Here is a 24,711-nt window from a genome sequence, read left to right as displayed (position 1 = left end):
CTTCAGGCTTCGGAGCTGCCCGGTTATGGTTTCCATTTGAGGTAGAAGCGGTCCCCGGCAATCCATTTTTTCCCCAAGGGCACGCCTCTTTTGATGCGATACCGTTTTGGAGAGGCGCCTGCCGCTTTCATCAGGTAATGCAGCTCGTGCTGCCAAAGCGCAGGGTTGGGGCCGGCCATTCGGGCTTTAGCTTTGGGGTTGTTGGCGAGCCACTGTGCAATTTGCCAAAAAACAGGGTTGCCCTGCAGGAAATCCCCGTTGGGCAGGTGGAGGAGTGCGTTCTCCAATTGGTTGTCGGCGGTAAAAATGGGGTGGCCCAGCAGGCGGTTGAGGGCAGCAATAGAAAAGGGCTCCCCAACCCATTGTGCTGCTGTGGCAGGCACAGGGGCCAGGGTCTCACAATCTACAGGCCAGATAGGGGAAAGTTGGTCTATAAAAATGCCGCCATCATAAGCGGTTGCTCCATTATTGTGTACTGCCTTCAGGAAAAAATGGGTATAGCTTTTTTCTGCCTTAAAGGAAAAATATATTGGCTGCCAGTCGTTTATGGTGTTGGCTGGGCCTTCCCATAGGGTTTGTTCGGGCTGGCCATGCTCAGAGCCGGCCATGGCCTGGAGCCGCCCTGACTGGTTGAAATTGGTGAGCTGCATGGTGGATTTGCTGAGCGCGAGATAAAATTTAGGCCGTGCGGTGTAGAGCATCAGCTGGTAACAGGAGCCGGCTTGCATGGGGCGCGATAAAGCCTGCCCAAGCCCTTCGCTTGTGCCATCTTCCCTAAGCACCAGGCCGAGGTAAGTGTGGCCGTCTCGTGGTGGGAGTAGAGGAAGTGAGGGATAAAGGTGGTGATGGGGGTGTATATCGGGGGGCGTTTGCCCAGCCTCGCCGAAGAAGTACCAGCCGGCAGGGATGCGGGAATAGCCCGGCTCTCCTTCAAAAGAGGCATTTTGGAGCAAGACCGGCTCCTGCGCATGAGCCAGGGGGGCAAGGAGAAGGGCTATGGTGCAGGAGAAAAACCATTTTCTGAGCATGCTCAAATCGTTGTGCCAGCGTGTACGGCTTCTACCATTGCCCGCAGCAGCTGCCTGTCTTTTTCTATAGCATTGCCCACTACGACCACATCTGCCCCAGCACTAGCGACCTGAAAGGCCCGCTCGGGAGTCCTAATGCCTCCGCCTACAATTAAGGGGATAGAGACCGCGCCGGAGACCCGCTTGATCATGGCCTCGGGTATGGAGTTGCGCGCGCCACTGCCCGCATCGAGGTAGAGCATGCGCAGCCCGAGCATTTCTGCGGCTAAAGCGGTTGCCATGGCCACATCCGGTTTGTCTGCAGGGATAGGCGTAGTATTGCTCATGTAAGATACAGTGGTCGGGGCCCCTCCGTCAATGAGCATATAGCCTGTGCCGATGACCTCCAGGTCGGCATGCCGCAGATAGGGCGCACTGATGACTTGCTGCCCAATGAGCAGCTCCGGGTTGCGGCCAGAGATCAGCGAGAGGAACAGCAGGGCGTCCGCCTTATCGTCAATTTGCAGTGGGCTGCCCGGGAATAGCACAATCGGCAGGCTGCAGGAGCTGCGCAGCTTCGACAGACAATCTGATAGGGTGTTGTGGACCAGCAAGCTCCCGCCAACGAAGAGGAAATCGACGCCGGTCTGTGCCCCAAGTTCTGCGAGGGCGGGAAGGCCCGCCAAAGACACTTCGTCGGGGTCGATCAATAAAGCGAAGCGCTTTTCGCCTGCTTGCTTGGCTTGGGTAATCTGTTGGTATATTTTGCCTGGGTGGGTCATGTTTTATTTTGATAGCCTTTAAGGTAGGGCTTCCTGTTTTCCATGGGCTAAGATAGCATAAAAATCAGGCGGAAAGGCGGATAGGGCGGGTACAAATGACGCTGGGGTTTTCAACAATGTCTAGATATGCGCTTTGCTTGAGGGCACAAAGCAGGCGGCTGCCAATTTTTTGCCCCGTTTTTCGTTAGCTCTTTTCAACCAACCACTTGAGTTATGCCCCAATCTAAGAACTTGCTGTTGGCTTTTTCGTGCTTGCTGTCTTTATCCTTGCCGAGCTGCAGCACTAGCCCCTGCCAGCCGGACAAGGAGCGCTTCCTCCATGCTTATTACGAATTGCTGGACGAAGCCAAACAAGCAGACCTGCCTGTTTCTGACCCTGCTTGGGGGAAGTATGACGAGCGCTTCCGGGCCTACGTGGAGGAGTGTTACGAGGTGCATGAACCGGCTATGAGCCGGCGGGAAAGACGGAAATTCTGGTCGCGGTCGCTTTCTTATTACTACCAACGGTATGGAGACGGTGTAGCCAAAGAGCTAAAAGGCAGCAGCCGTACTTCTAAGCGCATGAAGGAGGCGGTCGAAGCGTTGTGGGATTCCCCCGAAGCTGCCTTCGATGACGCCCTCCGCGGTGCCCGCAATGATTGGAGGGAGCTGAAAAGCAAAATGAAAGAAGTGTTTGAATAACAAGAGGGCCTGCCGGTGCTTACGGGCAGGCCCTTTTGCAGCCTGTCTATATCAGCCGAAGGGCTTAGCGCGTGTTTGGTGCTCCTTACCTATTGTAAGCCAACGCTTTGTGAACCTGGCCTCCTCCCTGGTTTTTTATTTAGCCCGCTAAACTCAAATTTAGTGGCTTCGGCAAAACCCTTGGTTGGGCGCAAACCAGGCTGTCGTTTTTGCCTGCTTAGCGGGATGGGCCTGCCGTTGACGTGAGGAGGGGCCTGCCCCTGCCAGCGGGCAGGTGCCGCTATGCTACGGGGCTCGCTGTCCGCTCGGCCCTATCGGGCTTACACCCCTTCGCAGCGCTAGGCCAATACCCGCCTAAAGCCTGAAAAGCATAAACGCTTGCGGCATTTTGGTTTGCCCCACTGTTTTTATGGTCCAACCGCAAAAAAAACGAGCGCTTAAACCACCGCACCTGGCTCGGTAGGGACGACAGGCACGTCCTCCACTTCTGCTGCTTCCAGCTTTTCATTTTTGAACAGCAGCCCGAACAAGACAAACACAGCCGCTGCAAAAATAGCGGGGAATACCCAGATATTCTGCCAGCTGTGAGTGCCGTCGGCGAGCAGGTTGGCATCGGAAATTTTTCCTGCTACCCAGAAGCCGATCAGCATGCCCAGCCCATAAGTGGCCAGGGTGATGAGCCCTTGCGCTGCGCTTTTGATTTTAGGCCCGGCTTTGGAGTCGGTAAAAATTTGGCCGGAGACAAAGAAAAAATCGTAGCAGATGCCGTGGAGGGCTATGCCCAGCAGCAGCATAAAGGAGTACTGGCCTACATCTCCAAAAGCGAACAGGAGGTACCGGATCGTCCATGCGGCCATGCCTACGAGCAGGGTTGCCTTCATGCCATAACGCTTGAGGAATACGGGCAGCAACAGCATGAACAGGACCTCAGAGACCTGCCCGATGGTCATTTTCCCAGTAGCATTCTGCATCCCAATTTCCACTAGGAAGGGGTTGGCCTGCTGATAATAGAAAGCCAGAGGGATGCAGATCAGCACAGAGGAGACAAAGAAAATCAGATAGTTGCGGTTGTTGAGCAGGCGCAGGGCTTCCAGGCCGAGGATGTCAGCTATGCGCACTTTTTCCCCCTGCTCCACCTTGGGCGGTGTTTTGGGCAGGAAAAAGCTGAAAATGCCGAGTACAAGGCTTGCGCCCCCAGCCATCAAAAACGTATTCTTTAGCGCCCCGGCTTTAATTGCTTCCTGCGCATCCCAGCTGAAGATGAAGCTGATGGTGAGCCCCGCTACAATCCAGCCAATAGTGCCCCAAACCCGGATAGGCGAGAACTCCTTGGCGGGGTCCTGCATCTGATTAAAGGATACGGAGTTGACCAAAGCCAGCGTTGGCATGTACAAAATCATGTAGCTCAGCACCAGCGGGTAGAAAGCTGTAAAATCAGGCACATTGGCCATGCGGTACATTAGGAATGCGCCAGCCAGGTGGAGCACTCCTAGGATGCGCTCTGCATTGAAGTAGCGGTCGGCTATAAGCCCGATGATGAAAGGCGCAATGATAGCCCCCCAAGATTGTGTAGAAAAAGCCATCCCGGTCTGTGCGCCGGTAGCAGCCAGGTTGCTCCCCAGGAAGGTGCCCAGCGTCACGAACCATCCGCCCCAGATAAAAAACTCCAGGAACATCATGAAGGAGAGTTGTATTCGCGTAGTTGATTTCATGTGTATGATTTTTGTGTGGTCAGTTGCTTAATCGAGCGGGCGGATTTTGATGTTGCGGAACCATACGGGGTCACCGTGGTCTTGCAGGGCAATATGCCCTTTGCGCGCCAGCCCAAAATCAGGCATTTCCTGGAATTTGCTGGCAGCAATCCGGTCTTTCCATTCGTCGTTGTGCATTTCAAAAGAAACCAGCTTGCGGCCATTCAGCCAAAAGCTGACTTGGCCGTTTTGGGAAATAATTCTGGATTCGTTCCATTCGCCCGCCGGGCGGGCCGCTTCGTACTTCACGGGGATCAGGTCATAAAGGCAGCCTGCGCGGTGGGTCTCGTATTGGGCGTCCGGGTGGCAGGTATTATCAAGCACCTGCATTTCCGGGCCGGTATGCCAGACGTAGCTGTAGCCTTCCCCTTCCTGCACATTGAAGAATACACCGCTATTCCCGCAGGGGGCTATTTTCCAGTCTATTTTGAATTCAAAATCCTCGTATATACTAGCGGTGATGATATCCCCTCCGCCATCGGCTTGCCAGGCGCCCTCTGGCTTTTGCCCGGGGTCGAGGTACAAAGCGCCGTTGTCCACCTTCCATGCGCGGCCCAGCGTATCAGCGTTGAAGTTGCGCCAGCCTGTTGTAGATTCCCCATCGAAGAGGAGCTGCCATCCGGCGGCCCGTTCTGCATCAGAAAGGGTGTTGGGCGCTTGCGCGGGCGGTGGCGCTTTCACGGTGCCAAGCTTGCCCTCCGGGATGTTGTTGAGGGTGTACCAGGCTTCGGTAGACCATAGCTCCAGCCCGCTTTCGCTTACCCATTGATAGGGCAGACGGATGTAGATGACGTGGCCAGCTTTCATGCCATCCAGCTCGAGAAAGACCTTGCGCCGGTCTTCCGATACAGTAGCCGATTTTACAGTGAGGTCTTCCAGGTCCATTTTGGGGCCACCGTAACTGCTTGTAGGCTTGTACCACCACTGCTGTACCGTATAGGCTCCGGGTAGCCAGCCGGTGCCCGGCTCAAGGGGCTCGGTGAAGGTGATTTCCATGCCGTTGCTCCGGGCGCTTACGGAAAGCATCTCAAACGCAGGGTTTTCGTTGTACTGCAGCCGCTGCAGCCCGTACCACTGTGTGCCAGTATGCTGCCAGTTGCCAGTAGAGCCGATGCCCCCGACGTAGAGTGCTCCGTCTGGCCCCCAGGCCATGCGGTTGACCCCGGCTTCCAGCCCCTGTATGAAACGGAATACAGCGCCCTGGTATTCGCCTTTTACTTTTTCCACAAAAACGCGCTTCACGCCGCCATGTGTGACTTCCCCATGTATCATTTGGCCCTTGTAGGGGCCGTCGTTCAGGGCTAAGGGCGTGCTCGGAGAGTTGCCGATCTCGTCTTGAGGCAGCCACACTACGGGCGGCTTGACCGGCAGCTGGGCTACCGTGGCGGAGTCTACCGCCCGTGAGCCGAAAAAGTCCCCTTCCGTAATGTGCAGGATTTTGCAGGAAGGGAGCCAGTCGCCCTGATTGTCTGCGATAAACAGCTCGTTGTCCACACCTAGGCCCACGCCATTCGGGGTGCGCAGCCCCCGTGCGATAAAGTCTACCGCTCCAGTTTGTTTGGAGATGCGGATGGCTCTGCCGCGGTCGGGTATCTGAGGGTTGGCGCTCGCGCCCCCAGGGAGTATCGCAATGGCCAGGGCCGCATAGAAAAACCCTTCTTTGTAAGCCAGGCCGAAGGTGAATTCGTGAAAATTAGCTGATACCTCCCAATCGTTGGAAACGGTCTGGTACTCGTCGGCCACTTCATCTCCGTCATGATCGATCAGCCGGGTCAGCTCTTGCTTTTGCAGGACGTAGATGGTGTCGTCCACGACTTTGAGGCCGAGGGGCTCTGCGAGGCCAGAAGCAATCTTGCGCGCGGTCATTTTATCCGGGTCTCCGCTCTGCACACCATCTACGATGTAGACAGCGCCTTCCGCATCCCAAGTACTGACCACAAGCCGCCCGTCGCTAAGGAAGTCCATACCGCCTACTTTGGGCATAAAGGCGTCTGGGCGGGCTTGAGACAAGGTGTAGCTGGGGTGTACCGCATTGACCGGGTATTTGTGGCCCGGTATGCGCAGGGTTTGTGCCATGGGCGGGGCCTCAGCCCCTGGGGCAGGCTGTTCGGCTTTGGTATGGAAAAACTGTGTGGGGGGCACGAGGGCGAATTTGTCGTCGTCAAAAGATTTCCATTCTAGGGACACAAACTTGCCGCCACCGCCTTGGAAGAATTCAATCCGGATGGGGTGTAGCCCGGCACGCAGCGCGACTTCTCCGTCTTTGGGAGAAGGCCCGTGCCAGCCATCGTGGTCAATGATCTCTTTGCCCCCTAGTATCAGGCGGGAGCCATCGTCGCTGCGCAGCCGGAAGACATAGTTGTTGTCTTTAGGCACTGCCAGGTAGCCTTGAAAGCTGATGGCGAAGTTGTCGCTTAGGGATTGGAACTCGCTAGGGCCGATGTAGATATTTGGCATAATGCCCTCGTACTCTGGCGTGCCCTGGAAGTTGATATCCGAGAGCTGCTGCAGGCTTTTATTGTACTGAAAGACTTGGGCCAGTACCCCGGGCAGCAGTTCGTTTTTCTGTACGCCAGGCGCGGCATCTACAAACGCTAATTGAGCCGGGCCGATGTTGTTTTGCGCTTCTTCTCCTGCTTCTGCTTCTCCGTCCAGCCCAAGGATATAGCTGGCCATGGTTTCAAGCGTAGCATCGTCCAAGTCTGGGTGGGGCGTCATCATGGCCTCCCCCCAGTTGCCGGCCCCTCCATTTTTGATCTTTGCGGCCAGCATAGCAACGTTGTCACTATTGTTGGGGTAGCGGCGGGCGATTTCTACGTAGGCAGGGCCTACTGTTTTGACATGGGTATTGTGGCAAGCTTTGCAGTCGCTACGGGCAATAAGGCGGGCACCTTCCGGCAGCTCCGCTTCTGCTTCGTCTACGGTAGTATTAGGGTTGGGGATGGTAGGCTCTGCTGTGAAAGTAGCGGCCAGCCGGGTTGGGCCTGATGGGTTGAGCGCCAGCCAGCCTTCTGCCTGCCACGACCGTCTGCCACTGTTTTCTTCCATCAGGCTATCGGTAAGGGAAAGCTGGCCGTTGGTTTCCAGGCTGCGCAAAGTGGGCAGGGATTGATAGTAGGCATGAAGGAGAAGGGTTGCCCCTTCGGGCAAGCCTGTGGCGGTGAAGGACCGCTCAAGCCCCACTTGCCCATTGCCGGTCTCCAGTATTTCGGGCCGTTCTTCTACCGTTATGGGGGGGCTGCCCGGGGCACGGAGTTCGTATTTTAGGTAAACCTGCCCGCTCTCGAAACGGTGGCCAAGGTACTTGATCGCCGGGGCAACCTCGCCCTGTGCGGTGCGCAGGCGCCACTGCTGTGCCTCTTTGGGCTGTATGGTGTAAGCATCGCCGATACTGCTGGGCTGAGGGCCGTGCACTGTGGTGTAAACAGCACCGTCAAAGTTGATGCCGCCTTTCCAGAACTTGTAAAACTGCCCGTTCTGCGCACTGTAGGCCGCCCAGTGGCCATTGGAAAGTGCAAGAGAAAGCATACGGGCCTGCCCGTCTAGCACAGAACGCACTGCCCAAGGGGAGTGCCCGCGCTCGGGAAGGCCGGCATTTACAGGGGAGTCCTGTTGGCAACTGCTAAACAGGAGCAGCAGCAGGAGTGTAGGGAAGGTAAGCCTCATGAATCGCTGGTGTTACGTTTATGCCCAAAGTGTTGATTTGACACTAACGGGGCAAAGCAAATGTAAACAGAATTCCCAGCTAACAGGCAGGAATATGGCGAAATTTTATTTCACTAAAGCGGTTGATTCCGCTTATGCTACGGATTAAGGGGCGAACTTCACCAGGCGGGCGGGCTGAGGTTTGGGTTTTGACATTGGGAAATCCTGCTGGTAAACGTTGCCGGCCTGATCGATATAGGTCAGGTCCACAATAAAGTCGGTATTGATTTTGCGGTTGCCAGTAGTTTCGAGGAAGATGCGGTAGGAATCGCCGGTGACGATTTCGTGCCCGGCAATGGCGTTTTTGACTTGTATGTGCCCCTTGCCTTTGATGATGATCTGGCTCAGGCGGGCGAGGTTGCCGTGGTTGTAGATTTTGAAGTAAGCATCTTTGCCGAGAGGGGAGACCTGGAAGTCGCCAATGGCCAATTTTGGGGCAATGGCAGCAGCCTTCTTCCTGCGTTTGCGTTTGCCCCCTGTAGATGCCCCGGCAATAAGGAGCAGTAGGGCGATACCCCCGCCTATGCTCCATTCCATAGGCCCGGTAGCGGACAGGTAGGCGGTGAGGTCACTGAACAAGGCTTCAACATCAAAAGACTCCATGTAGTCGGTTCGTTTTTACAAAAGTAACGAAAGTTGGGAAAAGCAGCACGCAGCCCTCCCTTACTTTGCTCGGGCCTAAACTAAAATGCCGCAGGTGTTTATGCTTTTATGGCTTAAGGCATTAGTGGTCTGTCAAGGCTAAAACTAGGGGTTGCCTGCGGCGACTTTTGAGGCTACTCTTCGTTGGACAACCCCTTACGTAGCGCTGCTATGCGCGGGAACATCCGCCTTGATTAGCCTCAAAATTCGCTCCCACTCAACCCATAAATTAACACTTGACAGACCACTAGCCTGGCATTGGCCTAGCGCTGCGCAGGGGTGGCTGAAGGCCAGACCCGACGCCTGTAGGGCGAGGGGCCGAGCGGACAGCGAGCCCCGTAGCATAGCGGCACCTGCCATCAGGCAGGGGCAGGCCCCATCCTTTCGGAAGAGGCAGGCCCCTATCCTTACAGGGGGGGGCAGGCAAAAAAAACGGCAACCTGGTTTGCCCTACTTTGCTCTTCTCTGTTGCCAAAAGAGAGGGGGTTGCTGGTTTTGCCCCCCCGTCGGCAACTAAACGCAGGAAGCGCTGTTATCAAAACTGAAAATGAGGGCTTGCCGCACGTTACGTACAGCCGGCTGGCCATGAACAATCGGAGACTAGCATGTTTACAGGCATAATCGAATCGCTGGGTGAAATTACCCGAATAGAGGAGGAGGGCACCAACGTACACTTCACCATCCGCAGCAGTATTTCCGCCGCACTGAAGATTGATCAGAGCGTAGCTCACAATGGCGTCTGCCTGACGGTAGTCGCTCTGGAAGACGATCAGCATACGGTGACCGCCATTGAGGAAACCCTCAAGCGGACCAACTTGGGCGGCTGGGCCCTGGGCAGTGTGGTGAACTTGGAGCGCGCTATGAAAGCCGATGCCCGGCTTGATGGGCATATGGTACAGGGGCATGTGGATGCCACGGCAGTCTGTACGGAAGTAGAGGAGCGCGATGGCAGCTGGTATTACCGCTTCCGTTATCAGCCAACGGAAGAGCATTTGCTAGTAGACAAAGGCTCGGTTTGTATAAACGGGGTAAGCCTGACTGTGGTGGAGCCGGAAGAGGACCGTTTCTCTGTGGCGATCATCCCGTATACGTACGAGCATACCAATTTCAAGGCGCTCGCAGCAGGCAGCACTGTCAACTTGGAGTTTGACATCATCGGAAAATACATTGCACGGTACGCGCGGCTTTATGCCGGGCCGGCTGCCTCCCGGCAGGTTTGACCGTACAGAGAAAAAGTACATTGGGATGCGTATAGGAGTAATCGGAGCGGGGATAGCCGGGCTGGCGACTGCGGCCCGGCTGGCATCATTGGGGCATGAGGTCAGCGTTTATGAAGCGAACAGCTACCCCGGGGGCAAGCTATCGGCTTTTTGGCTGGAGGGTTACCGTTTTGATGCGGGCCCTTCTTTGTTCACTATGCCTCAATATGTAGATGACTTGTTCCGGGCTGCAGGTGAGGACCCGCATGTGCATTTCAGGTACAACCGTCTGGATGTAGTGTGCCATTATTTTTGGGAAGACGGCACGCGCCTGCATGCTCATTCCGATAAGGAGGCTTTCGCTGCGGAGGTGGAGCAACAGTTGGGCGTGCCTGCTGAGCGGGTGGGGGCGGTATTGGCCGACAGTGCGCACAAATATGGCGTGACCGGGCGGATTTTTCTGGAGAAATCGCTGCACAAATGGTCTACCTGGGCCGATGCCAAAGTCTTGAAGGCGATGCTGCAAATCCCTGGGCTAGACCTGTTCACGAGCATGAACCGTGTCAACGAACGGTTGGCAAAGCACCCGAAGCTGGTGCAGCTGTTCAACCGTTTTGCCACTTACAATGGCTCCAACCCTTACAAAGCGCCGGGCCTGTTGAATATCATCCCTCATTTTGAGCACGAGCAGGGGGCGTATTACCCTATCGGCGGGATGCACGCCATCACAGAAGCGGTTTATGAGCTTGCGCTTCGCAAGGGGGCCGCTTTCCATTTTGGGGCACCGGTCCGTGAGATTTTAGTAGAAAATGGGCGGGCCGCTGGCCTTAGGGTGGGGGAAGAAGAGCTGCCGTTCGACCGGGTGGTCAGCAATATGGACGTTTTCTTTACCTACAAAAAGCTGTTGCCGAACGCCCGGCAGCCCAAACGCATTTTGCGGCAGCAAAAATCTACCTCCGCCCTGATTTTTTATTGGGGCATCAAACGGAGCTTTCCGGAACTGGGGCTGCACAATATCCTGTTCAGCGAGGATTACGAAAAAGAATTTGCCCTGTTGGAGGCCGGAGCGGTCTCTGACGACCCTACGGTCTATATCAACATCAGCAGTAAAGCCGACCCGGCAGATGCGCCCGCCGGGCATGAGAACTGGTTTACGATGATCAATGTACCTTACAACAGCGGGCAAGATTGGGACGCGCTGATCAGCCGTTGCCGGGCGCAGGTCTTAGCAAAGGTGAGCCGGATGTTGGGCACTGATGTCGAGCCGCTCATTGCTTGTGAGGATGTGCTCGAGCCCCGCACTATCGAAAGCCGCACGCAGTCGCACCTTGGGGCGCTTTACGGCACGAGCTCCAACAACCGTATGGCCGCTTTTATGCGGCATCCGAATTTCTCCAGCCGTATCCGCGGGCTGTATTTCTGCGGCGGCAGTGCCCACCCGGGAGGCGGCATCCCTTTGTGCTTGCTGTCTGCCAAAATTGTCGAAGAGCTCATGGCTGAAGAAATGGCCAGCTAAAACCTGAACTTATGCAACCTACAGCAGCAGCTACCTCTGTACCCGCCGGGAAGCGGGCCTGGACAGCACCCCGGGCCATAGCCGTGCTTGCTATCCTCTATGCAGTGGGCGTAGTGGGGATATTGCTCCCTGTCCACCCTGATTTTATACTGCTTACCCCGCTCAACCTGCTGGTATCGGTAGGGGTAATGCTTTCTTTTCATCGGGGGTGGGGCAAGCCAACCTTGTTTTATCTGCTAGTGGCTTATGTAGTGGGTTTTGGTGCCGAATTGTTTGGCGTACAGACCGGGCTGCTGTTTGGCGACTATGCCTACGGTAAGGTGTTGGGGCCTAAGGTGTGGGGCACTCCGCTTATGATCGGGGTCAATTGGCTGATGCTCGGCTATGCATCCGGGGTGCTCGCCAATCGTTTATTGCCCGGGCGCTCTTTTTGGTGGAGGGGCAGCCTTTCTGCGGTGCTGATGGTGGCCCTTGATGTCATCATCGAGCCGGTGGCTATGGCATTCGGGTTCTGGTCGTGGGGCGGCGGAGAGATCCCGCTGCAGAATTTCGCAGGATGGATGGCAGTCGCTCTGCCTTTGCAGTTGCTGTTTGCTTATCTTCACCCCGGGCTGCGCAACAAAGTGGGGGTAGCCTTGTTTTTCCTGCAGGTTGCTTTCTTTGCCATTTTGTTAGTGCTGGGCACCGCATGAAGCAGGCAAAGCGCACGGGTTCTATTCTGAAAGACATAAAATTGAATAACGGCATGAATGTCCTGATTTATACGCTGGTCACACTAGCGGCTGTTGTAGGTATGGAGTTTATGGCTTGGTTTGCGCATAAGTACATCATGCATGGTTTCCTTTGGGACTGGCACGAGGACCATCACAAGCCGCACCATGAGAAAGATGGCTTTTTTGAAAAGAACGACTTGTTCTTTTTGGTTTTTGCTATCCCTAGCGCTTTTTCTTATATCGTGGGCCTGTCCGTGCCAGGCTACTTCTGGCTATTGTTCGTAGGCATTGGCATCTCCATTTACGGGCTCATCTACTTCCTGATCCATGATGTCTATATTCATCAGCGTTTCAAGTGGTTTAGGCAGCTGGACAGCAAGTATTCCCGCGCTATCCTGAGGGCGCACGGTGCCCACCACGCCAAACAGGATAAAGAGGACGGCGAGTCCTTCGGCTTGTTGATCGTCAATCCTAAATACTTCCGGAAGCGCTCGGAGTGGGCTGGGCAGAAAGAGCATTAGTACAGGTTCGGCCCTTAACAAACTACCCGCTAAGGCAAGATACTTTGTGAACCTCCCTGTCTCCGTGGCGGTAACAGGCACAGCGGCACCGGGCACACAGCGCAGCACTGAGACCAAATGCTCCATGCCGATCTGGCAGAAAATACCCCCAAGCCACTATAGATTTAGCCTGCACACCGGGCTGTATTTCAAATCTGTGCTTAAAAGGCAGCAGCGCGGGGCAAGGCGGCTGGCATTTCTCCTGTAGTGTGCTTACCTTTGGAGAGGCTGTTTCGCCCTGCTCAATCCTAATCACTGATACTTTTCACGTGGAGAATAAATACCTTGCCAAGGTCAATCAAACCTTCAACGAAACCCCGCCGGAGCATACCGCTATGGATGAGAGCCTCCGCGATATACTCAAGGTCGTACGGCCGTTGAGCGAAGATTTGCGGGAGCAGGAGTTTTATCTGGACCGCCCGTGGCTGGAGTTCCGCGACGACGAAGCCTTTCATGATGCCATTTTGCATTTCTTCAATGAAGAGGGCGAGTACCTCCGCTCCGTGAACGGAGATGTAGAGGAGGGCAGTTGGCGCTATCTGCCAAGCTCCAATAAGCTGATGATCTCTCTAGGCGATACCGAGCTCTATGACCTCGCTTTCTTGGATTCCGACTTTTTCATCCTATCGAAGCATGGCGATAATAAAAAGCTGAGGCGCCCAGAATACCTCGTGCTGGTTAATGAAAGGGTAGGCAGCCGGTTAGTTTGGCGGGAGGTGTTGGAGCTGCTTTTTAATAAATACCGCAACAACAGCAATTCCCTCATCACCATCACCCTGATCATCTTGCTGCTGATTGCGATCATCGTGCTGTTGTCTTATTAGCGGAAGGGGCACAAACCAGATTGTCGTCTTTTTGGGCCTGCCCCCTGCCTGATGGCAGGTGCCGCTATGCTACGGGGCTCGCTGTCCGCTCGGCCCCTCGCCCTACAGGCGTCGGGTCTGGCCTTCGGCCACCCCTTCGCAGCGCTAGGCCACTGCCAGGCTAGTGCCTTAAGCCATAAATCTCTGATACTTAAGTTGAAGTTGTTTTCCGGCTAATCAAGGCGAAGGTTCGCGACTTTAGCCCGAGCTAAAGGAGCGGTTCTTTAACGAAGAGTAGGCGGAAAACAACGAAACTTGGGGTGGCAAGGGTTTATGGCTTGAGGCACTAGAGCCCGAAAAGCTTGAACGCCTATGGCATTTGGGGTTCATGCCCAGCGGAAGTACATGCCAAACGGCAAACGGCCCCGCCCCTGTGAAGGAGCCGGGCCGTTTGTCGTGGTGCAAGCCTGTGCAGGGAAGCGCGGCGCTTAGCCCTGAAGTGCTTTTTTCATGGTCTCGCCTATAGTAGCAGGAGAAGCGACAACGTGGATGCCGCACTCTTCCATGATTTTCATTTTAGCCTCAGCAGTATCTTCTGCGCCGCCGATGATCGCACCTGCGTGGCCCATAGTCCGGCCCTTAGGCGCTGTCTGTCCAGCAATAAAGCCAACGACAGGCTTAGTACCGTGCGCTTTGATGTACTGAGCAGCTTCTGCTTCCATGCCACCGCCAATTTCGCCGATCATGATGATGCCGTCCGTGTCCGGGTCGTTCATCAGGAGCTCAACGGCTTCCTTGGTCGTAGTGCCGATGATGGGGTCACCACCGATGCCAATACAAGTAGACTGGCCCATGCCCGCCTTGGTCACTTGGTCCACTGCTTCATAAGTCAGTGTGCCAGAGCGGGAAACGATGCCGATACGGCCCGGGTTGTGGATAAAGCCAGGCATGATGCCGCACTTGGCGCCGCCAGGTGTGATGACACCCGGGCAGTTGGGCCCAACGAGGCGGCAGTCACGGCCATTGAGGTAGGCTTTCACCTTAACCATATCCTGCACAGGGATCCCTTCGGTAATACAAATGATGACTTTAATGCCAGCATCTGCAGCCTCCATGATCGCGTCACCGGCGAAAGCAGGGGGCACGAAAATGACCGAAGTGTCTGCACCTGCTTCTTTTACAGCATCTGCTACGGTATTGAAAACAGGCTTGCCCAGGTGCTCCTGGCCACCTTTGCCCGGCGTTACACCGCCTACGACATTCGTGCCGTACTCGATCATTTGCTCAGCGTGAAAGGAGCCTTCCTTTCCGGTAAAGCCCTGAACGATGACCTTAGAATCCTTATTTACAAGAACTGACATAACTATGGTTTTATCGATTGATTTTTCAAGTTGGGTACGAAAGGCAAGAAGCCATCAGTCTTCTTCCTCTTCAATAATGAATACTTCTTCCCCGCTTTTCTTCATGTAATACTGCTCGCGGGCAAATTTTTCCTTGTTGACTTCCAAGTCGAGCCGGTCCTGTTTAGCCGCTTCTATGCGCTGCTCGTACATCGCTTTGTCTTCGTGCATACGATTGACCGTGCGCTGCAAGCGGATTTGCGTGAGCAGGTCATGGTTGTCAAAGAAGACCATCCATCCCAAGAACAGCGACAACGTCAGGAAGTACTTGTTCCGGAGGGGCTTGGGCAACCGTTCTAAGAGCGGCTGCAGTGGGTTGGGGCGCTTGGCCATAAGCGTACAGGTTGATTTTGGACACCTAAACTTACGAATAAGCAAAGAGACCCGCTAATATATCCTGACAAAAGGGGGCTGGACTCAAAATGCCCGCCCCCTTTTGGCTTACCCTTTGCTGATCAGGCTCTGGCCCAGGAAGCCGGCCTGCTCGCCCAGTTCTTCCTCAATGCGCAACAGCTGATTGTACTTAGCGATCCGGTCAGAGCGGGAAGCAGAGCCCGTTTTGATCTGCCCGGTATTGAGTGCTACAGCCAAATCTGCGATCGTTGTATCTTCCGTTTCGCCAGATCGGTGGCTCATCACGCTGGTGAACCCATTGCGGGTGGCGAGGCTCACCGCGTCGATCGTTTCCGTAAGGGAGCCAATCTGATTGACCTTGATGAGGATGGAGTTGGCAGACTGCTCTGCTATGCCCCGGCGCAGGCGCTCCACATTGGTCACGAAGAGGTCGTCTCCCACCAGCTGCGTACGGTTGCCGATGGCAGCGGTCAGTTGTTGCCAGCCCGCCCAGTCGTCTTCGTGCAGGCCATCTTCGATAGAGAAAATGGGGTATTTGTTGACCCAGTCTGTCCAGTAGCTCACCATATCGGAGGTGCTGAGCTTATCACCAGTAGACTGGTGGAAGTGGTATACCTTTTCTTCTTCGTTGTAAAACTCAGAAGCTGCCGCATCCATGGCGATGAAGATGTCTTCACCTGGGCGGTAGCCAGCTTTTTCGATAGCGGTAAGAACAGTTTCTATCGCCTCAACATTAGATTTGATATTAGGCGCAAAGCCCCCTTCGTCTCCAACGTTGGTAGAGTAGCCCTTGCTTTTCAGCACAGCCTTGAGGTGGTGGAAAACCTCGGTGCCCATGCGCAGGGATTCGGCGAAGGTTTCTGCTCCGACAGGCAAGATCATGAACTCCTGGAAGTCGATGCTGTTATCGGCATGCGAGCCTCCATTGAGGATGTTCATCATTGGTACGGGCAGCACGTGTGCGTTCACGCCGCCCAGGTAGCGGTAAAGCGGCTGTACGGTAGCCTCTGCAGCGGCTTTGGCGCAAGCCAGGGAAACCGCGAGTATAGCGTTGGCGCCAAGCTTGCTCTTGTTGTTGGTGCCATCGATATCCAGCATGATCTGGTCGATGTAGCGCTGCTCAGTGACATCTACTCCGATCAGCTCTTCGCGGATCTGGTCTTCGATGTTTTCAATGGCTTTGAGTACGCCTTTGCCAAGGTAGCGCCCTTTGTTGCCGTCGCGCAGCTCCACTGCTTCGTACTTTCCAGTTGAAGCGCCGGAGGGCACTGCAGCCCGGCCGAGGAAGCCCGACTCGGTGATGACTTCTGCTTCTACGGTAGGGTTGCCACGGGAATCAAGGATTTCGCGGGCATTGATATCAAGGATAATGCTCATACCTGTTGGTTTTAAATTGAGTTAAAAAGCCGGCTTGTGGCCGGGCTGGTCCGGTTCTCCCATAATTTGGGTATATGGCAAGGGCGGTTTCCTTTGGGATAGCCATTAGGGCTCAAAGTAGCGCTCCGGCACAAAACAAGCTATCCCGGCCGGATTAATTTTCCATTAATTTTACGAACTCATCAAAGAGGTAGCGGGCATCGTGGGGGCCAGGGGAGGCTTCGGGGTGGTATTGAACCGAAAACGCCTTTTTGCCTCTGATGCGCATGCCTTCGATCGTGCCGTCGTTGAGGTTGATGTGGGTCACTTCTACCTTGTCGGTATTGGCCTCAATGGCTTCTGGCGACACCCCGAAGCCATGGTTTTGGCTGGTGATCTCACATTTGCCGGTAGCCAAGTTTTTGACCGGGTGGTTGATGCCACGGTGGCCGTGGTGCATTTTGTAGGTCGGGATGTCTACCGCAAGGGCCAGCAGCTGGTGGCCAAGGCAGATGCCAAAAAGCGGCTTGTCTTCTTCCAAAATAGCTTTGGCAGTGCTTACCGCATACGCCATAGGGGCGGGGTCTCCAGGCCCATTGGAAAGGAAATAGCCGTCGGGGTTCCAAGCACGCAGCTCCTCAATAGGCGTCTGGGCCGGAAATACCTGCAGGTAGCAGTCGCGCTCCGCAAAATTGTTGAGGATGTTCTGCTTGATCCCAAAATCGAGCACCGCTACCCGGTACTTGGCCTGCGGGCTGCCGAAGGTGTACGTCTCTTTGGTGCTCACCTTAGAGGCCAGCTCCAGCCCATCCATGGAAGGGACTTCCGCCAAGCGGGCTTTCAGGGCATCAAGGTCGGTCTCTTCTGAAGAGATGATAGCATTCATAGCCCCTTTGCTACGGATGTGGCGGACGACCGCGCGGGTGTCGATATTGCAAATGCCCACCAAGTTCTCTTCTTCAAAATAAGCTTGTATAGACTGGTCTGCAAGGGGGCGGTGGTACTCGTAGGTGTAGTTTTTACAGATCAGCCCATTGATTTTGATGCTGTAAGACTCTGACTCGGTCCGCTTGGTGCCGTAATTGCCGATGTGGGCATTTGTCAGCACCATGAGCTGCCCATAGTAAGAGGGGTCTGTGAAAATCTCCTGGTAGCCGGTCATGCCGGTATTGAAGCAGATCTCTCCTGTAGTCGTGCCGATTTTTCCAGCCGAGAGGCCGTGAAATACCGTGCCGTCTTCAAGGAGGAGTACGGCGGGAACTTGCTGAATGTCGCTCATTTATCTTGAGGAATTTCGCGCAAAGATACAATTCAGGAGCCGAATTGCAAAAGTACAGCGGGCAAAGGGCAGGGAATAAATCGCTCCTTTTTTCCGGTGTGCAGATTCGGCTTCGAATGCAAGGTAAAATAATTTGTTTTTAATTTATGTTTCCATGGGGTTTGATTTGAAAACAAAAAGTTTTTTATTGTGCCACCCCCCGCTTTTCCCCACCACTTCATATTTCATGCTGCTCAATACGCACACCTACTATAGCCTTAGAATGGGCACCCTGCCGCCGGCTGAGCTCGTCCGGCGGGCCAAAGGCCTAGGGTATGCTTCTCTGGCGCTTACGGATGTCAACAATACGAGCTGTGCGCTTGAGTTTTGGAACTGCTGCCGGGAGGCGGGCTTGCACCCTGTACTGGGCGTGGAGTTCCGCAGGGGGCAGCGCTGCCTTTATATCGGGCTTGCCCGCAACCTGGAAGGCTTCCGGGAGCTGAACCAGCTGCTCAGTGAGTCATCAATAGACAACAAGCCCCTTCCTGATGTGGCCCCGCCCATGGAGCACGCTTTCATTGTGTACCCCCGCTTGGTGAAGCCCATCACAGATTTCCGTAAGGAGGAATACCTTGGGATACGCCCTGAGCATGTGGCCCGCCTGTTTGGGCACGAGCTGCTGGCGCACCGCCATAAGCTGGTCGCTCTAAGCCCGGTTTTTTTTGTAGACAATGAGGGGTTTGAGCTGCACCGCCTACTCCGCGCGATTGACGAAAACGCTCTGCTCAGCCAGTTGCCGGCCGCCACGGTTTGTAAAGCCTCAGAGCGGCTGATGCCACCGGAGCAGTTGCAGACATTCTACCAAAGCCAGCCTTACCTTCTCGAACAAGCCGAGGCCCTGCTTGCTGCCTGTCATATTCAGTTTGAGCCAGGGCTGCACCTCAACCGGCAAAATTTTACGGGCAGTGTGCAGGGGGATTTCCAGTTGTTGGAAAAGCTGGCGCACAACGGGTGCGAGCGCCGCTACGGCCACCTGGGCACTGGCAGCCCGGAGTACCAAAATGCACAGCAGCGGGTCCGGCAGGAGCTTGAAGCCATAGCTGGGCAATCGTTCTGCCCTTATTTCCTGATTACTTGGGACATTGTGCGCTACGCAGCTGCTATGGGCTACCGGCACGTAGGGCGGGGCAGCGGTGCCAACTCCATTGTAGCGTATTGCTTGGGCATCACGGATGTCGACCCTGTTGAGCTGGGGCTGTATTTCGAACGTTTCATCAACCCCCACCGGCAGTCGCCCCCTGATTTTGATATTGATTTTTCTTGGGATGAACGAGACGACGTAACGGATTACATCTTCAAGCGTTATGGGCGGGGCTATACCGCTTTGCTGGCCACCTATGTCACTTTTCAGGGGCGGGCTGTAATCCGTGAGCTGGGCAAGGTATATGGGCTGCCCAAAGCGGAGATTGATGCCATCATTGCTTCCCCCGCAGGATCAGCCCGGCACCACGGGCTGGCGGGCAAAGTACTGCACTATGGCCAAAAATTAGAGGGGTTCCCCAATTACCTCTCCATCCATGCAGGGGGCGTGCTCATTGCACAGCAGCCGTTGTACTACCATACCGCCCTGCAGATGATGCCCAAAGGCTTTGCAGTGGCTCACTTCGATATGCACCATGCTGAGGCGCTGGGCTTTCACAAGTACGATATACTGAGCCAGCGGGGGCTTGGGCATTTGAAAGAGGCCGTGGGCCTCATCAAGCAGAACACTGGGCGTACGGTAGAGCTCCAAAACCTGGAACAGATCAAAAAGGATGAAAAGGCCAGGGCGCTGCTGCGGGAGGGGCAGTGCATGGGGTGCTTTTATATCGAATCCCCTGCTATGAGGGGGCTGCTGAGCAAACTGAGGTGCGACAGCTATATCCATTTGGTCGCTGCGAGCTCCATCATCCGGCCCGGTGTAGCCCGCTCTGGGATGATGAAAGAGTATATCCGGCGTTTTCACCACCCTTACTCATTTACCTATCCCCATCCGGTATTTGAAGAGCACCTGAGCGAGACCTTTGGCATCATGGTCTATCAGGAAGACGTTATGAAAATTGCCCACCACTTTGGCGGGCTCGGCCTGGCCGAGGGCGATGTCCTGCGCCGCCTTATGAGCGGGAAGCGTACAGCCGGGCTCGGCCTGGCGCGCATCCGGGAGCAGTACCAGGCCAATTGCCGGGCGCGGGGGTATCCCGAGGAGCTTGCCGCTGAGGTCTGGCAGCAGATGGAAAGTTTTGCGGGCTATGCATTCTGCAAAGCCCATTCTGCCAGTTTTGCCGTAGAGAGCTTCCAAAGCCTCTACCTTAAAGCACATTACCCGATTGAATTTATGGTAGCGGTCATCAACAACTTTGGCGGTTTTTACCAAGCGGAGTTTTACTTTCACGAGCTGCGCCGTTGCGGGGGCGAGCTGCATGCGCCCTGTGTCAACCACAGCTCGTACCTGACTACAGTAGAAGGCCGGGCCGTTTATATGGGCTTTGTGCACATTAAAGGGCTGGAAGCTGAGGTAGCCGGCAGAGTGGCCCGGGAGCGGGCTGCAGGCGGCCCCTTCCGGGGGCTGGCCGACTTCATGAGCCGGGTAGATGCCGGGAAAGAGCAGACCGGCCTGCTTATCCGGGCGGGGGCATTCCGCTTTACAGCCCGCGCTAAGGCAGCGCTGCTGTGGGAACAGGTAGCCGGGCAGCAGGCCGAAGGGGGCGGCATGGGCCTGTTCCCGGAGGAGGAGCGTGCCGCCCCTGTTTTTGTGCCAGATGAGGTGCCCCCTGAACAGCAGCAGTTGCAAGATGCTATGGACGAAATGGAGCTGTTCGGGTTCCCGCTTTGTCCGCCTTTCCGCCTTATTGATCAGCGCTACCGGGCCAACAGCCTTTCCTGTGCCGGGCGGCTCCGGGAGGCAGCGGGCCGGGTAGTCACTTTGCTAGGGTATTATGTTTGCCAAAAGCAAGTGCGCACGGCAGGGGGCAAGCGGATGGCTTTTGGCACCTGGCTAGGGGAAGACGGGCACTTCTGGGATACGGTGCATTTCCCGGCCAGCTTGGGGAAATACCCCTTTCGGGGAAAAGGGGTGTACCGGGTCAGGGGCAAGGTGGTTTTGGAATTTGGTTTCCCCACAGTGGAGGTGCTTGAGCTGGAGCGCCTGCCCTACCTTGGGCCGCTTGGCTACCCAACAGAAGCAGGCCCTTTTGAAACAAACCGGCCTTAAAAAGGGGACAACAGCCTTGCTTTGCCGATATTCGCCTCAAATTTGACAACTATGAAAGCAAACATCTCATTAGCGCTTAATGCCTTATTGATCATCGCGGTAGCCTACCTGTTCACCCAGCAAGGGGGCAGCAGCACCCCCAGCGCCCCTGCCGCTACAGCCGGTGATGGGGCTGCCGCCGGGCAGATCGTTTACCTCAATGCAGATACCCTGCTGAGCAAGTACGAGGATTTCCGGGAAAAGCAGCAGGCGCTCGCGGCCCGGCAGAAGGAGGCTTCTCAGCGCCTGAACCAGCAGATGCAGGCCCTGGAAACGGAGTTCCGCCAGGTGCAGGCCAAGATTCAGCAGGGCTTGTTGGCGCCCAATCAGATCGCTTCGGAGGAGCAGCGCCTGGGGCAGAAACAGCAGGAGCTGATGGCCGAACAGGAGCAACTGTCCAGCCAGTTAGGGAGCGAACAGCAACTGCTGCTCGGGGCATTTCAGGAAAAACTGATGCGGCTTATGGACAGCCTGCAGGAAGCACGTGGTTATGATTACATCTTGCAGTACGGCCAGGGCTCAGGCATCCTTGGGGCTAAAGATAGCTACGACATCACCGCTGATGTACTGGGTATCCTGAACAACAAAGGCGAATAGCCTAAGCGCAAAACGGATTATCGCTTTTTAGAGCCTGCCTCTGCACCATGTGAGGGGCCTGCACCTGCCCCAATGGGCAGGTGCCGCTATGCTCCGGGGCTCGCTATCCGCTCGGCCCCTCGCCCTGCAGGCGTCGGGTCTGGCCTTCGGCCACCCCTGCGCAGCGCTAGGCCATTGCCAGGCTAGTGCCTTAAGCCCGAAAAGCTTGAACACCTGCGGCATTTTGGTTCACGCCCAATAGCCTAAGCCCATTCGAACCAGAGTACGGGGGGCAGCAGCAGGAGCATGCAGACCAGGCACAGCCATAGGAAAAGGGGGAGGAACCACTTGGCCCATACCTGATAAGGGATGCGTGCAATAGCCAAAACGCCCATCGTTACCCCGCTTGTAGGGATGATCAGGTTGGAGAGCCCATCCCCAAACTGAAAAGCCAAGACAGCGGTCTGCCGCCCGATGCCCAGCAGGTCGCTCAGCGGTGCCATGATCGGCATCGTAAGGGCGGCCTGCCCGGACCCGGAAGGGACGAAGAAGTTGAGTGCAGTCTGCAGCGCAAACATCAGCTCTACCGTGACTGCTTTGGGCAAGCCAGCAGTAGCACTAGCCATAGCATGCAGCAGGGTGTCTATGATCTTCCCGTCCTCTGCAATTACGATCAGCCCTTTTGCCATGGCAATCACGAGCGCTGCGGTCAGCATGTCCCCTGCCCCCTCCTTGAAGGCTGCTGCCCCTTTGCCCCAGCCCAGCCGGCCTGCTGCCCCTGCTATGAGGCCTGTGGCGATAAACAGGGCCGCTATCTCATTGATGTACCAGCCCCAATTGCTGACTCCATAGACGAGCAGCCCAATAGCTGCCGCCAACAGCAGCAGTATGGCTTTGTGCGCTGCTGTAAAGTGGTGCTGAGGGGCTGTGCCAGCAGTGGGCTTGTCCTCGCCGCCGGCTTCGTAGACTGGGCTCATTTCCGGGTGCTGCTCTACCTTGCCTGCGTAGCGCATGATGTATACAATGCCGGTAAGCGTTATGCAGCCCCAGGCGGCTAGGCGGTAGCCCAGTCCGCTGCCGGGCGGTAGCTCTGCAATACCTTGTGCGACGCCTACTGTGAACGGGTTGATGAAAGCTCCTGCAAAACCTAGCCCTGCCCCAACGAAAGATATGGCTACTCCTGTAATGGTGTCATAGCCCAGCGCACGGGCTAATGGGATGGTGATGAGGACGAACACCAGCACTTCTTCGCTCATGCCGAAAGTAGCCCCGGCCAAGGAGAAAAGCGTAATGACCAGAGGGAGGATGCTGCGTTTGTAGCGCGGGTTGGACTGGCTGAAGGCTACAATTTGCTGCAGCCCGCTATCGATAGCGCCGGTGCGGGTGATGGTCCCGAAAGCCCCGCCAACAAGGAAGACAAAGGCGATGATCTGCGCAGCAGAGATAAAGCCCCGGGCTGGTGCCATGAGCACGGCCCCCAGCCCTTGCGGGCTAGATGCAGTCAGCTCATAGGAGCCAGGCACGATCACTGCCCGCCCCCCGCTTTCTGCCCGGGCAAACTCTCCGGCAGGGATGATCCAGGTCAGGGCAGCGAAGACCGCCATGATTCCCAAAATAATAACCAGCGTATCGGGGAATTTTTTCATGTGGGTATTTTTGAGCTGCAGCTTCCAGCCGCTAGGGTCAATAAACCAATAGGCGCAGGGCCTGAGCTTTACCTTGGAACACGGCTTCGAGCAGATACGCCCCGGCCGGGAGGCCGCCCAGGGGCAATGGGGCAGTCGGGGCCGCCCAGCTCCGTTTCAGCTGGCCGGTGAGGCCGTAGATGCGGATGTGCTCTGGTTGAGGCCCTTGCCATTGGAGCTGCCCGCGGGCAGGGTTGGGGGATATGCGGAATGTTTGGGGCGGCAGCTCCTTGTATTCGGTGGTGCTCAGTATATCCGCACAGTCCCCGTTGGGGCTCTGTACACGGTGCAGCTCGCCTGCTGTCACATACCAGTTTTCCCAGCTCCCTCCGCTAAAGCCCGACCAGCTGGCCAGGTCTATGGCGCCAGCGCCCCCCGGGCGGGCGGGCAGGGCGTAAGCTTTCACTGCGCTTTGCCCGCGGTCCCAGGTCAGGGGCTGGCCGGCCTGCATGGCTTCTGGCAGCCGCTCATCCTGGCAATTGGCTTGTAGGAAGTAGACGAGATCTTCAGCATAGGCGGGGTACTCCCCAAACGCGCGGGCGGTGCCTTGCTCATCGATGCAGACCGCTGTATACTCATTGGCAGCAATGCCAAAAGCCTGGCTGGCCCCGGCATGTAGCATACGGGCAAGAAAAGCGAGGTGGCGGCCAGGCCTTTCCCGCTGTTCGTAGTGGGTATCGGTAATGATCTGGGAAAGGTAGGGCGCCTGTAGGAAATCGCCTTGCCCCAGTACTTCAAAATCTGGGTGGAAAGGGTCGGAGAGGGCCTCTTCCGCAGTGAGCGCGGAGCCGGAAGGGGCATAGTACCAGCCGCCCAAAATGGCCATGCCAGCACTTGTGCCGCCTACGGGCACCCCTTTTTCATTGAGCAGGTAGTTGATGGCCTCCCCGATGGCATTGCCCTGCCAATAGGAGTAGTAGTCGTATTGATCTCCTCCTGCAATGAAGAGGCACTCTGCATTCCTGATCTGCTGTATGACGTATTCGTCTGTGCTTGCTGCTGCGGATTCGAAGCGGATGGTCTCGACGGAGTTGACGTCTACGCCAAGGTCTTCAAAAAAGTAATCATTGTACCCATCCGCGCCACTTGCACGGATGACGACGACATCCCCTCCGCCGGCCCGCTGCAGCATCCACTGCATGGCTTCGTCATTGTCGCCCCCGCCGCCTGCGAGGACGATGCCCGGCACAGTGGTTGTGGCCACATCGGTGGTGTCGCCGGTGAAAAAAGAGGTGTAGCTCTGTGTGCGGGCGGCGGCAGCTAAAAGGCAAAGGCTGGCTAGTAGGATGAGGCGCATGGGCGGATTTTGGTTGAGGTTGGAAAAGATAAGGTTTTCTACTTGTTGGGGCAATATAGCCTGCTGCCGGCACAGGCAGGCAGCAGGCTGAGCAGCCCATCGTCAAGGGTGGTGATCCCAATATCGCAAGCTTTTGG

General features: G+C 55.9%; 19 protein-coding genes. 8 read left to right on the top strand and 11 right to left on the bottom strand.

What is annotated here, in order from left to right; translation table 11 throughout:
• Positions 1-23: 23 nt before the first annotated feature.
• Together FRY97_RS06355 and FRY97_RS06350 are read right to left on the bottom strand one after the other, a co-directional pair.
• Positions 24-1,028, bottom strand: a complete 1,005-nt coding sequence (locus tag FRY97_RS06355; protein ID WP_147166608.1) for a hypothetical protein — start codon at positions 1,026-1,028, stop codon at positions 24-26.
• A gap of 2 nt (positions 1,029-1,030) precedes the next feature.
• Positions 1,031-1,789 (bottom strand): geranylgeranylglyceryl/heptaprenylglyceryl phosphate synthase, encoded by a 759-nt coding sequence (locus tag FRY97_RS06350; RefSeq protein WP_147166607.1) that lies wholly within the window; start codon positions 1,787-1,789, stop codon positions 1,031-1,033.
• Between the two features lie 213 nt (positions 1,790-2,002).
• On the opposite strand from FRY97_RS06350, the gene FRY97_RS06345 reads away from it, so the two are divergent.
• Positions 2,003-2,470: a hypothetical protein gene (locus FRY97_RS06345; RefSeq protein WP_147166606.1), complete on the top strand. Its 468-nt coding sequence runs from the start codon at positions 2,003-2,005 to the stop codon at positions 2,468-2,470.
• A 437-nt stretch (positions 2,471-2,907) separates the two neighbouring features.
• Here FRY97_RS06345 and FRY97_RS06340 read toward each other — a convergent pair whose 3' ends face one another.
• The 3 genes from FRY97_RS06340 to FRY97_RS06330 all read right to left on the bottom strand — a co-directional run bounded on the left by FRY97_RS06340 (position 2,908) and on the right by FRY97_RS06330 (position 8,529).
• On the bottom strand, positions 2,908-4,182 hold the full coding sequence (locus tag FRY97_RS06340; RefSeq protein WP_147166605.1) for a nucleoside permease: 1,275 nt from the start codon (positions 4,180-4,182) through the stop codon (positions 2,908-2,910).
• Positions 4,183-4,209: 27 nt separating this feature from the next.
• Positions 4,210-7,887, bottom strand: a complete 3,678-nt coding sequence (locus FRY97_RS06335; protein ID WP_147166604.1) for a family 16 glycoside hydrolase — start codon at positions 7,885-7,887, stop codon at positions 4,210-4,212.
• Positions 7,888-8,031: 144 nt separating this feature from the next.
• A complete protein-coding gene (locus FRY97_RS06330; protein WP_147166603.1) occupies positions 8,032-8,529 on the bottom strand; it encodes a hypothetical protein in 498 nt (165 codons plus the stop codon).
• Between the two features lie 644 nt (positions 8,530-9,173).
• Here FRY97_RS06330 and FRY97_RS06325 point away from each other — a divergent pair.
• From FRY97_RS06325 to FRY97_RS06305, 5 genes are all read left to right on the top strand, one after another.
• Positions 9,174-9,788: a riboflavin synthase gene (locus tag FRY97_RS06325; protein WP_147166602.1), complete on the top strand. Its 615-nt coding sequence runs from the start codon at positions 9,174-9,176 to the stop codon at positions 9,786-9,788.
• A gap of 25 nt (positions 9,789-9,813) precedes the next feature.
• The gene (gene crtD / locus FRY97_RS06320; protein WP_147166601.1) at positions 9,814-11,283 is read left to right on the top strand and encodes a 1-hydroxycarotenoid 3,4-desaturase CrtD; all 1,470 of its coding nucleotides are present in this window, start codon (positions 9,814-9,816) and stop codon (positions 11,281-11,283) included.
• 11 nt (positions 11,284-11,294) lie between these two features.
• Positions 11,295-11,975, top strand: a complete 681-nt coding sequence (locus tag FRY97_RS06315; RefSeq protein WP_147166600.1) for a carotenoid biosynthesis protein — start codon at positions 11,295-11,297, stop codon at positions 11,973-11,975.
• Positions 11,976-12,028: 53 nt separating this feature from the next.
• A complete protein-coding gene (locus FRY97_RS06310; RefSeq protein ID WP_147166599.1) occupies positions 12,029-12,517 on the top strand; it encodes a sterol desaturase family protein in 489 nt (162 codons plus the stop codon).
• A 308-nt stretch (positions 12,518-12,825) separates the two neighbouring features.
• Entirely contained in the window at positions 12,826-13,380 is a 555-nt protein-coding gene (locus FRY97_RS06305; RefSeq protein WP_147166598.1) for a hypothetical protein, read from the top strand.
• 467 nt (positions 13,381-13,847) lie between these two features.
• Here FRY97_RS06305 and sucD read toward each other — a convergent pair whose 3' ends face one another.
• The 4 genes from sucD to carA form a co-directional block, all read right to left on the bottom strand.
• Positions 13,848-14,720, bottom strand: coding sequence for a succinate--CoA ligase subunit alpha (gene sucD / locus FRY97_RS06300; protein WP_147166597.1), 873 nt, complete (start codon positions 14,718-14,720; stop codon positions 13,848-13,850).
• A 54-nt stretch (positions 14,721-14,774) separates the two neighbouring features.
• On the bottom strand, positions 14,775-15,092 hold the full coding sequence (locus tag FRY97_RS06295; RefSeq protein ID WP_147166596.1) for a hypothetical protein: 318 nt from the start codon (positions 15,090-15,092) through the stop codon (positions 14,775-14,777).
• A gap of 108 nt (positions 15,093-15,200) precedes the next feature.
• Positions 15,201-16,490 (bottom strand): phosphopyruvate hydratase, encoded by a 1,290-nt coding sequence (gene eno, locus FRY97_RS06290; RefSeq protein ID WP_147166595.1) that lies wholly within the window; start codon positions 16,488-16,490, stop codon positions 15,201-15,203.
• Between the two features lie 154 nt (positions 16,491-16,644).
• Positions 16,645-17,748, bottom strand: coding sequence for a glutamine-hydrolyzing carbamoyl-phosphate synthase small subunit (carA, locus tag FRY97_RS06285; protein WP_147166594.1), 1,104 nt, complete (start codon positions 17,746-17,748; stop codon positions 16,645-16,647).
• Positions 17,749-17,974: 226 nt separating this feature from the next.
• On the opposite strand from carA, the gene FRY97_RS06280 reads away from it, so the two are divergent.
• Both FRY97_RS06280 and FRY97_RS06275 read left to right on the top strand, forming a co-directional pair.
• Positions 17,975-20,977 (top strand): DNA polymerase III subunit alpha, encoded by a 3,003-nt coding sequence (locus tag FRY97_RS06280; protein WP_147166593.1) that lies wholly within the window; start codon positions 17,975-17,977, stop codon positions 20,975-20,977.
• 51 nt (positions 20,978-21,028) lie between these two features.
• Complete coding sequence (locus tag FRY97_RS06275; protein WP_147166592.1) at positions 21,029-21,613, top strand: OmpH family outer membrane protein; 585 nt, start codon at positions 21,029-21,031, stop codon at positions 21,611-21,613.
• 242 nt (positions 21,614-21,855) lie between these two features.
• Here the strand turns inward: FRY97_RS06275 and FRY97_RS06270 are convergent, their stop codons facing one another.
• Complete coding sequence (locus FRY97_RS06270) at positions 21,856-23,238, bottom strand: YfcC family protein (RefSeq protein WP_147166591.1); 1,383 nt, start codon at positions 23,236-23,238, stop codon at positions 21,856-21,858.
• 37 nt (positions 23,239-23,275) lie between these two features.
• Positions 23,276-24,574 carry a Type 1 glutamine amidotransferase-like domain-containing protein gene (locus FRY97_RS06265; protein ID WP_147166590.1) on the bottom strand — a complete coding sequence of 433 codons (1,299 nt, stop codon included), beginning with the start codon at positions 24,572-24,574 and terminating at the stop codon, positions 23,276-23,278.
• Positions 24,575-24,711 lie beyond the last annotated feature (137 nt).

The sequence above is a fragment of the Phaeodactylibacter luteus genome (assembly GCF_007993045.1).
GTDB classification, from domain to species: domain Bacteria; phylum Bacteroidota; class Bacteroidia; order Chitinophagales; family Saprospiraceae; genus Phaeodactylibacter; species Phaeodactylibacter luteus.
Note: the sequence above shows the minus strand (reverse complement) of the source record. Positions and strands in the feature narration are given on the sequence as shown.